The 12,944-nt window shown below is 31.2% G+C and carries 12 protein-coding genes and 1 pseudogene; 4 read left to right on the forward strand and 9 right to left on the reverse strand.

Features of this window, described 5'->3' with window-relative positions:
• Window positions 1–183: 183 nt before the first annotated feature.
• The 3 genes from JQN76_RS00730 to JQN76_RS00740 form a co-directional block, all read right to left on the reverse strand.
• Window positions 184–414: a hypothetical protein gene (locus tag JQN76_RS00730; RefSeq protein WP_000808817.1), complete on the reverse strand. Its 231-nt coding sequence runs from the start codon at window positions 412–414 to the stop codon at window positions 184–186.
• 30 nt (window positions 415–444) lie between these two features.
• Window positions 445–1,383 (reverse strand): type I phosphomannose isomerase catalytic subunit, encoded by a 939-nt coding sequence (locus JQN76_RS00735; protein ID WP_001127960.1) that lies wholly within the window; start codon window positions 1,381–1,383, stop codon window positions 445–447.
• A gap of 435 nt (window positions 1,384–1,818) precedes the next feature.
• Window positions 1,819–2,484, reverse strand: a complete 666-nt coding sequence (locus JQN76_RS00740; protein WP_001024095.1) for an SDR family oxidoreductase — start codon at window positions 2,482–2,484, stop codon at window positions 1,819–1,821.
• A gap of 151 nt (window positions 2,485–2,635) precedes the next feature.
• On the opposite strand from JQN76_RS00740, the gene czrA reads away from it, so the two are divergent.
• The 4 genes from czrA (at window position 2,636) to JQN76_RS00760 (ending at window position 5,653) form a co-directional block, all read left to right on the forward strand.
• Window positions 2,636–2,956 carry a Zn(II)-responsive metalloregulatory transcriptional repressor CzrA gene (gene czrA, locus JQN76_RS00745; RefSeq protein WP_000003759.1) on the forward strand — a complete coding sequence of 107 codons (321 nt, stop codon included), beginning with the start codon at window positions 2,636–2,638 and terminating at the stop codon, window positions 2,954–2,956.
• Window position 2,957: 1 nt separating this feature from the next.
• Complete coding sequence (gene czrB / locus JQN76_RS00750; RefSeq protein ID WP_000019744.1) at window positions 2,958–3,938, forward strand: CDF family zinc efflux transporter CzrB; 981 nt, start codon at window positions 2,958–2,960, stop codon at window positions 3,936–3,938.
• 265 nt (window positions 3,939–4,203) lie between these two features.
• Complete coding sequence (locus JQN76_RS00755) at window positions 4,204–5,295, forward strand: hypothetical protein (RefSeq protein WP_000495669.1); 1,092 nt, start codon at window positions 4,204–4,206, stop codon at window positions 5,293–5,295.
• Window positions 5,296–5,560: 265 nt separating this feature from the next.
• Window positions 5,561–5,653 (forward strand): hypothetical protein, encoded by a 93-nt coding sequence (locus tag JQN76_RS00760; protein ID WP_000220900.1) that lies wholly within the window; start codon window positions 5,561–5,563, stop codon window positions 5,651–5,653.
• A gap of 566 nt (window positions 5,654–6,219) precedes the next feature.
• Here JQN76_RS00760 and JQN76_RS00765 read toward each other — a convergent pair.
• The 6 genes and pseudogenes from JQN76_RS00765 to glmS all read right to left on the reverse strand — a co-directional run bounded on the left by JQN76_RS00765 (window position 6,220) and on the right by glmS (window position 12,892).
• Complete coding sequence (locus JQN76_RS00765) at window positions 6,220–6,297, reverse strand: hypothetical protein (RefSeq protein ID WP_031797709.1); 78 nt, start codon at window positions 6,295–6,297, stop codon at window positions 6,220–6,222.
• Between the two features lie 97 nt (window positions 6,298–6,394).
• Window positions 6,395–6,903, reverse strand: a pseudogene (locus JQN76_RS00770) (recombinase family protein).
• 99 nt (window positions 6,904–7,002) lie between these two features.
• Window positions 7,003–8,139, reverse strand: a complete 1,137-nt coding sequence (locus tag JQN76_RS00775) for an SAP domain-containing protein (RefSeq protein WP_000115560.1) — start codon at window positions 8,137–8,139, stop codon at window positions 7,003–7,005.
• A 1,008-nt stretch (window positions 8,140–9,147) separates the two neighbouring features.
• On the reverse strand, window positions 9,148–10,005 hold the full coding sequence (locus JQN76_RS00780; protein ID WP_000370945.1) for an HAD family hydrolase: 858 nt from the start codon (window positions 10,003–10,005) through the stop codon (window positions 9,148–9,150).
• 67 nt (window positions 10,006–10,072) lie between these two features.
• A complete protein-coding gene (locus JQN76_RS00785; RefSeq protein ID WP_000908182.1) occupies window positions 10,073–10,855 on the reverse strand; it encodes an ABC transporter ATP-binding protein in 783 nt (260 codons plus the stop codon).
• A gap of 231 nt (window positions 10,856–11,086) precedes the next feature.
• Window positions 11,087–12,892: a glutamine--fructose-6-phosphate transaminase (isomerizing) gene (gene glmS / locus JQN76_RS00790; RefSeq protein ID WP_000334465.1), complete on the reverse strand. Its 1,806-nt coding sequence runs from the start codon at window positions 12,890–12,892 to the stop codon at window positions 11,087–11,089.
• Between the last annotated feature and the right edge of the window lie 52 nt (window positions 12,893–12,944).

Below are 12,944 nucleotides of genomic sequence, written 5' to 3' on the forward strand. Positions count from 1 at the left end.
TTTTATCATGTCTTAATTTTCATTAAATATTAATTACTTCATTTTATATAAACCAACAAAAACCCCCTCACTACTATGCAAGTGAGAGGTTATGTTGATGTGCTTTATTTCCATCAATGTCATTAACACAATCATATTTCTTCTGTTAATGCACTGTATTATATTCAAACGCGCTATCGACAATTAATTTGAAGCTACAAAGGTACCGCATAATGGCAGCACATTAATTAACAATGCGCTAAACTTTAATGAGGCGCTGATTTGCTTGTCTTTAAAAGTCAACATAGCACTGATAATTCCTAAAATAGCTACTATACGTGGAATTGTCATGCTCGGATACTGCGGTATATGTAAGAAAGCACCAAGACCTGCTATCACACCACATACTAACGCAATATATAGAAATTGCTTCAAATCATTCACTCCTAAATTGTTATTACACTATTACACATAGCTAATCATCAATGTGAAATCGCCTTCAAAGACACTATCCAAATCTTCAGAAGTCAAAATAAAGTTTGTACCAGTAGTCAGTTTGAAAATTTCACCATCGACAATCATTTGCCCTTCACCTTCCAACACTGTAACTAAACAGAACTCTCTAGGCTTCATATAATTTAACGTGCCAGAAATTTCCCATTTAACCAATGTAAAGAAATCATTCGATACAATGTGTGTACACTTATGGTTTTCAATAATTTCACTTTCAGGCAAAATATTAGGTAATGGTGCATTGTACTGAATAACGTCTAAAGCTTTTTCAATATTTAACGGTCTATCATTATATTGATTATCTTGACGATTGAAATCATAAAGTCTATATGTAATGTCTGACGATTGCATCGTTTCGTATGCTAATATTCCTGAAGAAATAGTATGTACTGTTCCTGCTGGAATAAAATAGAATTCTCCAGGTTTTACTTTAATATATCTAAGTATCGACTCTATCGTTCCGTGTTGAACATGATTCGCAACTTCTTCTCTAGACTCTGCTAATGTCCCTATAACTATTTCTGCATCTTCTTCTGCATCTATAATATACCAACATTCAGATTTGCCATATTGCCCGTTTTCATGCTCATAAGCATAAGAATTATCAGGGTGCACATGAATAGAAAGTGATTCTCTTGCATCCACTATTTTAGTTAGAAGCGGAAAATCTTTGCTTGGGAAATCACCAAACAATTCACGATGTTCTGACCAAATACGGTCTAATGTTTGACCTTGATATGGTCCATTAATAATCTCGCTCGTACCATTTGGATGTGCTGACACACACCAACATTCCCCAGTTGTATCATTGTCTAATTGATATCCAAACTCACTTAGACGTTGACCGCCCCATAATTTTGTTTTTAAAATTGGTTGTAAAAATAATGGCATTGTTGCACCTCCATTGTGATTAAGTAAGCAATAGAACTCTGATGTTGTTGTTCCATTATATTTTGATTTTGTTCTCATTTACATCGTATTATAAACTTCCACATTTCAAATTAACTATTAGTGATTGTACCATATTTACTAACATTGCAGTACTGCCAATTAAAGCGCTTCACTTAAATTTACAGTACTTTAACATTTTTAAAAATTTATAGCATAGAGATTATATCTCTCTTACATTTGTACACATTTCCCTTTAAATTTACTCGCTCATTATACCAATTAATAAACAACTTTAATAGTTGTGCCATACATTGTTCAAATTCTTTGTAAAATGCATAGACAATACGTACTTATTCATACTTATAATTCATCATTTTCAAAAAAATAACGAGTTACGAAAACGTAACCCGCTTCAAATCATATTTACTATCCTTATTAATCCTTTTCAATTTCAAATTGAGTTAAAGCATCTTTAATGTCCTGCTCACCACTAATAATTTGAAACTCTTGGTGATTAAAATGATTGGATGTGACAATTTCTTTTAATACTGTCGCAACATCTTCTCTAGGAATTTCACCTTTACCATCAAAATATTGTGCAGCTTCTATCTTTCCAGATCCTGCTGCATTTGTAAGTGCCCCTGGATGTAAAATTGTATAATTCAAACCTGAACGTCTTAAATAGTCATCAGCGTAATGTTTAGCTATTGTATAAGGCTTTAAATCACCGCTATCATCAAAAGCCTGACGTCTCGAATCATATGTTGAAACCATGACATAGTGTTTAATATTAGCCTCTTTACTCGCAATCATTGATTTAACAGCACCATCTAAATCGACAATAATTGTTTTATCTGCACCCGTGTTCCCTCCAGAACCTACTGAAAAGATAACTTTATCGAATGGTTTAAACGTCTCAGTTAAAGTCTCTATTGAATCATTTTCAACATCAACAAGAATTGCTTTCATACCTTGTGATTTTAACGCATTAAGTTGATCTGATTGCCTAACACCAGCAGTAAATGGTACATTTTCTTTTGCTAATTGTTGCACTAGTAACGAACCTACACCGCCATTAGCACCTATAACCAAAATATTCATTTACAACACTCTCCTATTTATTATTCTCTATGCCATACCACTTTATGAGATATGTAAAACTTGTTACAACTATAAAAATCAATTGACATACTACTGGGAACGTATTAAATTAATATATGAACAAATATTCATATGAAAGGATTGTCATATAATGTCAGAACAATATTCAGAAATAAATACAGATACATTAGAACGCGTAACTGAAATTTTCAAGGCATTAGGCGATTACAATCGAATACGTATCATGGAATTGTTATCAGTCAGTGAAGCAAGTGTTGGTCACATTTCACATCAATTGAATTTATCTCAATCAAATGTCTCGCACCAATTAAAATTACTTAAAAGTGTGCATCTTGTGAAAGCAAAACGACAAGGCCAATCAATGATTTATTCATTAGATGACATCCACGTAGCAACTATGTTAAAGCAAGCCATACATCACGCGAATCATCCTAAAGAAAGTGGGTTATAATATGTCTCATTCACATCATCATCATGACCATATGCATAGTCATGTAACTACAAATAATAAGAAAGTATTGTTTATATCGTTTTTAATAATCGGTCTATATATGTTTATCGAAATCATCGGCGGTCTCCTTGCTAACAGCTTGGCATTACTATCTGACGGTATCCATATGTTTAGCGACACATTCTCATTAGGTGTTGCACTTGTCGCATTTATTTATGCTGAAAAGAATGCCACAACTACAAAAACATTTGGTTATAAACGTTTCGAAGTACTCGCAGCGTTATTTAACGGTGTAACGCTTTTTGTAATAAGTATTTTGATTGTTTTTGAAGCGATTAAACGTTTCTTTGTTCCTTCTGAAGTTCAATCAAAAGAAATGTTAATCATTAGTATTATCGGTTTAATTGTCAATATCGTTGTTGCATTCTTTATGTTTAAAGGCGGCGACACTTCACACAATTTAAATATGCGTGGTGCTTTTCTACATGTTATCGGAGACTTATTAGGTTCAGTTGGCGCCATTACTGCAGCTATTTTAATTTGGGCATTTGGATGGACAATCGCCGATCCTATCGCAAGTATTTTAGTTTCCGTTATTATTTTAAAAAGTGCTTGGGGTATCACAAAATCTTCAATTAACATTTTAATGGAAGGCACACCAAGTGATGTTGATATAGATGAAGTTATAACTACTATTAAAAAGGATTCACGAATACAAAGTGTGCATGATTGCCATGTTTGGACAATTTCAAATGATATGAATGCATTAAGTTGTCATGTTGTTGTAGACCATACATTGACAATGAAAGAATGTGAATTATTATTAGAAAACATTGAGCATGATTTATTACATTTAAATATTCACCATATGACTATTCAATTAGAAACGCCTAATCACAAACATGATGAATCGATTATATGTTCAGGAACACATAGTCATTCACATAACCATCATGCTCATCATCACGCGCATGTACATTAATAATTTTAACCTACTGCCATTGCATCGATTAAACTTTTCAATGGCAGTAGGTTTTTTATGTCTTTATGGCGACTTGTTTGGTCTTTGATGATGCAATGTTTATTAACAAATTTTCAACTATTATTTCTTACATTAGTCATATTTTTGACAATTTACTATTATAATTCTCTAACTTTAGTCACTTTAATTAATTTTTATTAGATATTAATATGAAAATAACGTGTTTTTTGTTATTGTATTTATATGAAGAAAAGGAGGCACCACTTTGTTTACTTACTTTAAATCAGCATTTAAAAATGCTAAACCACAATTATTAATAACATTGATATATGCACTTATAGCATTTGCTGTAATTGCAGTTGTATATTTACTTGCTAATTTCCAGCTTGCTAAGTATGCACAAACTATTGCAATTTATTCACAATTTGGGCAAAAACCACCAGTAGATGCATATTTAAAAGTTATCGCTGTATTACTTATAGCAGCTGTAGTTTCACTGTTTGTTTTAGTTCAAATTTTTATCGGAATTACAAATGTTATGAAACGAGCAATGAGTCATGAAAAAGTAAAATTTACCGATTTATTTATTGCATTTAAAAAAGGTAATTATTTAAAGAGCGTTCTGATCGGTCTTGTATCTATAGCAATGATTATCGTTCTTTCACTTCTGACATCATTACTATACAAATTATTTTCTCCAGTATCAGAAATGATTATGAATTCAGTACAATCATCATATGCAGATAGTACACACCTGATTGGTATTGCTATTACAACTCAAAGCATCATAATCATTGTTGTTTTATTGATTAAAGCAATTATTACTTGGTTATTGTTAATACCTATTTTCAACTTTATGACTAGTTTCGTTGAATCAACTAACGATAAAGTAAAAACACACTTAGCTAATGGATTTAAAGCAATGAAAAATGGTCAAAAAACATTTTTCAAATTTTTCATTGGAATACTATTATTAAACTTAATTATTATTTTATTTAAAACACCTGTTGGTTACTTGATTTCATTTAATACGCAATCACTCTCTCAAAGTGTTGCAGAAAATATCATAAGAGTTTATACAGTAATGACAATCATTTTATTCGTTGTTATTCATGCAATCATTTTAATGGGTATCGTTCAATATTACTTAAAACGTGGTCAAAAAATTACTAAAGATAAAGTAAAAACAGCTGACAAGGATAAAAAAGTTGTCACTGAACCAAAAAATACAAAAGTAGAAAATGGTAAAGTGACAACATCTGTTGAAACAAAAACAGAAAAAGCACAAGATTCATTAAATGATAATACAACAAAAACGATGACTTCAGATAAACCAGAAGACAATCAACCAAAATAAATTTTAGAGCCCCTTACAACTTTAGTTGTTAGGGGCTCTTATGCAGTTGATGCGTAGCATCCAACTGTATTCCTCTATTTTTCAACTTTAGTTGTTAGGGGCTCTTATGCATGCGCTTAGCGCAGGCGCTCCTACTTTTCAACTTTAGTTGTTAGGGGCTCTTATGCAGAAGTTCCTAATTTTAATACAGCTATAGTTGATGTCACATGATATTTTAATATTAGTTTAAACTTATATCCACTCAACATAAAAAGGAGAGGTAAAGATGACATATGGTTCAATCATCGCTATCGTTTGTGCACTATTTGTAATCTTCTTTATACCGTATATGGAAAAGAACAATAAAAAGAAGAAATAACACAAACGTCTGGATTTCTAGTATACAAGAGGCTGGGACATTAATTCCTAAAAAACAGCAGTAAGATATTTTTCAATCAGAAAATATCTTACTGCTGTTCTCTATTTATAAAATACTGAATTGTCTATATATAGTTGGGCATATTCTATTAGAATAAATATTATTAAACAGTGACTTTATTAACTGAAACCGAAATAGCATGATGCTAATTTCATGTTATCTCGAAAATCTATATATGAAGAGGTCTCCAATACTTTTTATATAATTCGTGATTACATTCTATACTTTTAATTGTATTTTCTGCTGTATGGAAAGTTGGTTTTATTAATTCTGATTATGTTCAGAACTACAATTCATAAGAAAAATGAGTTAAAATATATTTGTAGTAAGTAGAAGCAAAAGGTGAAAATCTTTATCTCTTGAAACACAAAAAGGGCAACACTCGAAAACATGTTACCCTAATGAGCCAGTTAAAAAGGCAGTGACCTTATATTTTATTTAACAATAGCCTTCAAAAATGCCGGTCAAAGCGAATAGAAGGTTATTTTTTGGTCTTGATTACTGATCTATACTAAACCAATAATTGTTAATACAATTATCAGCATTTCAAAAACAGACATGCTACTCCTTTCTAGGAGTAACAACTATAACCATAGGCATCACCCCTTTATTAAGAGATTAACCACCATCTATCCAACTTGCTCAATAAATATTATAAAATGAGCATGTTTAAACAGTAATTCATAATATTAGTTTTTTCATTTCTTTAACAACTCGATAAATAGTTGCGCGACTTTCCCCTGTCTGATTACCTATTTCTTCATATGTTAGCTTTTGTTCATCATATAAGAATTTAATTACTCATTTTTTATACTCTGGTAAAGAGGGTCACCCGCTTTTTCGGCCTCTCGCTCTTGTTACTGCTAAGTTTTTTTTGTACGCTCGTTCAGTGAATTAACTTCAAGCTCTGCAAATGCACTCGTCATTGTGAAAAACATTTTACCCATTGCGTCTTTCGTTGAAATATTCATATCAATGATTTGTAAGTCAATCTCGTTATCATCGAACCATTGTGATAATTCAATTACTAGTTTTGTCGTTCTACCTAACCGATCAAGTTGATAGACAACTAATGTGTCGCTCTCTCGTAAATAATCTAAACACTTATCAAGCTCTGTATGTTTGACTTTCCGGCCACTTATTTTTTTACTAAAGATAGGCTCACACCCAAATTCTGTAAGTGTATCAATTTATCCATCAAGATTTTGATCTTTCGTTGATACTCGTGCATAACCAATTTTAGCCACTTACATGACACCTCTTTTCAACATTTTATATTTAGTTATAAATCAAACCTCATTGTCGTTTTTTTGATTTTTTATTAATTTATCAAGGCTATCATCATCTAATACCAAATGAATTTCTCCATTTCGACTATCAATGGCAACACCTATTTTTGATTCTAGATTTTTCAAATAATTTATGTCAGTAATTATATACCTAGAAAGATATTCATCTTCTTTTTTAAATTCTTCTTTATCAATTGTATATCCGTTCTCCAACATTTTTGATAACTCTAAAAGCGTATTGCTCCAACCTTCTTTTTTTACATATGACACTACATAGTTTATGAACTTTTCAATCAATTGTTCTTCCAAATCACTATAATCTTGTGTATCCTTTTTAAATAATTCAAATATAATATTATTAGATAAATTTTTATTATATATTAATCGTTCGTACAAATCAGAAGCGCTAGAGTTGATAAATCTATTCAGATCATTTTGTATTTCGTTCAAATCTATATTCCCTTTACTATCGTAATATGAATAATTACTCATTAATTTTTTTAAGAAATCTCTCAAACCAAAGTAAAGATAAACATTTGAATACTTTCTGGCATTATCGTAGTCTTTTACATCTGTTTTATAGTGATCTATCAACATATTCAATTCGAAATTATATCCATGATTAAAATCAAACTCGCCATTGTCATATTTTCTTTGAAATTCAAACTTGTATATTTCTGCAACTTTATCATCGCAATTTTCATCTATATAGTTTTCAACCAAATAATAAGCACGCTCAAGAGAAATTTCACCATAACTTTGGATAAAAGAGGTTAAGTACTCTGTTTTCTTTAAAATTTCTTCTCCTTTCTTAGTTGGTATATATACATATGGTAAATCTAAGTTATTAATAATATGAAAATTGTCGTCAATACGTTTAATTAAGTCAGGTTTATTACCTGTTGTTTTTATACCAAAACTTTTTAAAATACTTTGTAATTCAGGTCTTGTCTTTTTAAATATACTAACTTCAAAATCATTAGTCGTTGTTAATAACTCAGCTTCAATTAATTTTTTTATTGAATTCATAATTTGAACATCATTATTAGCAAGGCATTTATTAGCAAATATCTCTTCTCCAACCAATCTATTTACATTAGTGTGTAATACTAATAAATCACGTGCATTTACGCTCACTAGCTTTCATCTCCTCATTTTTGCTTTTCAAATTTATTAAGTATGAATAAAAAACATCCGATCAAACAAAATCTCTATATTCTAATTAGATTTATATAGATTATACACTTTAAAAATGATTCTTGATGCAAATAAATGCGCCTCTCATAGCATAAAAATTAGTACGTTTTGAATTTTATGATTCATTGATAATAGTACCAGTTAAAAGAATTAAGATTGTAATTATCCCTCTTAAAATTCAAGAATATATTTTCTTTATCTTTCAGCAAGAGGTTATATGTCAAAGTGTTTTTTAATAACATCTAAAACTCTTTTTCATAATAATGTTAAATCATTAGAATGTATAAATATTACAATTAAGAAAAATAGATAAAATGAAATAAAGTTTCAAATACTAATTATTATTTATCACAAATTACGTGATGCCCTATACAACACTAAATCAAGAATGATATTAATTTTATATACTGTTTCCTTACCCACATTATCCTGTTTAGTCATATTTAAAAATAACACTATTTATTTACTTTGTTCTTTTATAGCATCGTTTATGTTTATTTTCTTGTATTCAGTAAATAGTATGGAGATGATAATTTAATGTAGATATATTTGAAGTATACTTTGGTGTAAATTGCATTGGCGATATTGGTAAAAGAACTGGTTGATTATATAGTGGAGTTACACTTCATGAAAAAACAAGAACTAAAACAGTCAATAGGTGTGAATGTTTTCAAAGACGGCTCTGTTGCTACTAAAAAAAGAAGCCTACAATTCAAGAGTTAGACCTTAAAACAAGAAATATTATTCAAGATCAATGAATTCCCTACCTTATTAGTTTTAACAATATTTATTCTCATAGAGTTTATCCAATTAAATGTAGACGATTCAAATACTTATAATCATACAAAAGAGCAGTAAGAAATTTTCTAATAGAAAATAACCTTACTGCTCTTTTTCAATACTAATCTTTATCTTGTATAAATTTAATTTCAATATACTTAAGATCTATTAATCAGCTAAAAAATGTTTTGCTAAATATTTTGCTGCGCCATCTTCTTCATTCGTGTATGCCGTTACATCTGAAGTTAATGCTTGTATTTCAGGACGTGCATTTTTCATAGCAACTGTATAATGACCAAATTCAAACATTGCTCTGTCGTTATCACTATCTCCAATAACTAAAGTTTCATCTTGATGAATGCCAAAGTGTTCAATCATTTCTTTAATACCAGTGCCTTTATCAGTTTGATAAGCCATTGTTTCCGCATTAAATCTTGATGAATTTGAAACACTAATCTGTAGTTGCACATGATTTTGCTTTAATTCATCTCTAAATGCTGTTATTTTTTCTAAATTAGAACTGAATAGATAAATTTTTGAATATTCACCTTCAGGAAACTTAGTTACCCAATCTATCTTACCAGCAAGCGCATCTTGTCTTGAAGACCATTCACTATGACTTACGCCATTAATAGGATCTTGACTACGAATCATATCTCGCATCCATGTTTCATCTTCTTTTAAAGAAACTCTATTACCTTCAAAAGGAAATACCTCATAATAAATTTGTTGGCGCTTAGCTAAATTAATAATTTGTTGCACTTGAGCCAATGATAAACCATGTTTGAAGATAATTTCTCCATCTACTTCTCCAATTGTTCCATTTGAACTAATGATGCCATTAACCGCAAAATCTTGAGGTACAAGTTGATGTATTTCAGAATGCGAACGTCCTGTTGCCAAAAATACTTTATATCCTTTCTCTCTCAATCGATTAATGACATCTTTCGTATACGTTGATGCTTGATTATTTTCATGTAAAATTGTTCCATCCATGTCCAAAAATATTGCTTTTACGTTATCCATATTGCCCTCCACTGTCCATTTTATCTTAATTAAATTTTGTCATTATTACTTATTATTTGCAAAATATTTACTCTAACATTGCCATAGAAAATCGATTATTCCATCTTTGAACTGCTACATTTTTCTGGAAAAATCGTGACATGTTTTCAGATGTCAAAATATCATCTATTAATCCTTGTTGTACACTTTCCCCATCTTTTAATAGCAAAATTTTAGTAAAGTTACCAGTAATTTCTTCAATAAAGTGCGTCACATAAATCATCGCAAGCGTTGGATATGAATCTGACAATGAGTCAAGTATATTCAATAGTGACTCACGAGCAATAAAGTCTAAACCAGCTGCTGGCTCATCTAAAATTAAAACCTGAGGTTGCCCCATTAAAGCTCGTGCAATCATCACTCGTTGTTTTTCACCTGTAGATAAATAACCAATATATTGTTGCGCTTTAGCAGATATTCCAACTAATTTAAGTAAATGATGTGCTTCATTACGTACCTCATCATCAATATCTTGATAAACACCAATTGATTTAAAAGCACCGCTTATCACCACATCGATTACTCTTTCACCCTCTTGAAACTTTTCCAGTAAACTATGAGATACAAAACCTATATGTTGTCGTACAGTCTCTGCAGAATACCCTACCTTGCCTGGCATTTTACCAAATAGATTAACACCGCCAGTTGTCGCAGGCTCATATGCATTTAATATATTTAATAGCGTTGTCTTACCAGCACCATTCAACCCATATAATATCCATTTATCACCTTTAGCAATTTGCCAAGAAATATTTTTTAAAATTGTTTTTCCTTGCTTCATTCGCCCAATTTGATCTAATTGAATTAACATGCGAGGTCACCCCTTTATTGCTACTCCATACTTCTCATAAAATCATATTAACATAACACCCTTAATTGTCAGACTATTTAAATAAATAAAACACTTCCTTTTTACGCATTTCTGCCAAATTAAGATGAAGTAAAAGCTAAGTCGACCTAAAAAAGCACCCTTCTAGTCGATTAATCTAAAAGGGTGCCATATACTTTAATTTTAATACATGATTGATTCTAAAAAAGTGAATTATTCTACAGTAACTGATTTAGCAAGGTTACGTGGTTTATCCACATCTAAATCTCTGTGTAATGCTGCATAATATGAAATCAATTGTAATGCAACTACTGAAACTAATGGTGTCAATAATTCATGTACATGAGGAATGACATAAGTGTCGCCTTCTTTTTCAAGACCCTCCATAGAAATAATACATGGATGTGCACCACGTGCTACTACTTCTTTAACGTTACCACGAATTGATAAATTAACTTTCTCTTGTGTTGCTAAACCTACAACTGGTGTACCTTCTTCGATTAAGGCAATTGTACCATGTTTAAGTTCGCCACCAGCAAAACCTTCTGCTTGAATGTAAGAAATTTCTTTAAGTTTTAACGCACCTTCTAAACTTACGTTATAGTCAATAGTACGTCCGATAAAGAATGCATTGCGTGTTGTTTCTAAGAAATCTGTAGCAATTTGTTCCATAATTGGTGCATCGTCAACAATTGCTTCTATTGCTGTTGTTACTTTTGCTAATTCTCTCAATAAATCAATATCTGCTTCACGACCGTGCTCTTTTGCAACGATTTGAGACAAGATTGATAATACTGCAATTTGTGCAGTATATGCTTTTGTAGATGCAACTGCGATTTCAGGACCCGCGTGTAATAACAATGTGTGGTCTGCTTCACGTGATAAAGTTGAACCTGCAACATTAGTGATTGTTAATGATTTATGACCTAATTTATTAGTTTCAACTAATACGGCGCGGCTATCTGCAGTTTCACCTGATTGAGAAATATAAACGAACAATGGTTTTTCAGATAATAATGGCATGTTGTAGACAAACTCTGATGCAACGTGTACTTCAGTTGGTACACCAGCCCATTTTTCTAAAAATTCTTTACCTACTAAACCTGCATGGTAACTTGTACCTGCTGCAATAACGTAAATGCGGTCTGCTTCTTTAACATCATTGATGATGTCTTGATCAATTTTCAAGTTACCTTCAGCATCTTGGTACTCTTGAATAATACGACGCATTACTGCTGGTTGTTCATGAATTTCTTTTAACATGTAGTGTGCATAAACACCTTTTTCAGCATCTGATGCATCAATTTCAGCAATATAAGAATCACGTTCTACAACGTTTCCATCTGCATCTTTAATAATAACTTCATCTTTTTTAACAATAACGATTTCATGGTCATGGATTTCTTTATATTCGCTTGTCACTTGTAACATTGCAAGTGCGTCTGATGCGATAACATTGAAACCTTCACCAACACCTAATAATAATGGTGATTTATTTTTAGCAACATAGATTGTGTCTTTGTCTTCAGCATCTAATAAACCTAATGCATATGAACCATGTAATAATGACACAACTTTTGTAAATGCTTCTTCAGTTGAAAGTCCTTGATTTGAAAAGTATTCAACTAATTGAACGATAACTTCTGTATCTGTTTCTGAAATGAATGATACACCTTGTAAGTATTCACCTTTTAACTCTTCATAGTTTTCAATAACACCGTTATGAACTAGAGTAAAACGGCCATTTGATGATTGATGTGGATGAGAGTTTTCATGATTCGGTACACCGTGTGTTGCCCAACGTGTGTGACCGATTCCAACAGGTCCATCAAAATCGCTACTATCAGCAACTTTACGTAATTCTGCAATACGACCTTTTTCTTTAAATACAGTTGTATTATCATCATTTACTACTGCGATACCTGCAGAGTCATAACCTCTGTATTCTAATTTTTCTAAACCTTTTAATAATAATTCTTTGGCATTATCATAGCCAATATAACCAACAATTCCACACATAACGACATTTTCCTCCATATTGGAATAGTACGCGTAAATTATGATTTATTGC

Origin of the sequence: Staphylococcus sp. SM3655 (genome assembly GCF_016917315.1) — a bacterium.
GTDB classification, from domain to species: domain Bacteria; phylum Bacillota; class Bacilli; order Staphylococcales; family Staphylococcaceae; genus Staphylococcus; species Staphylococcus aureus.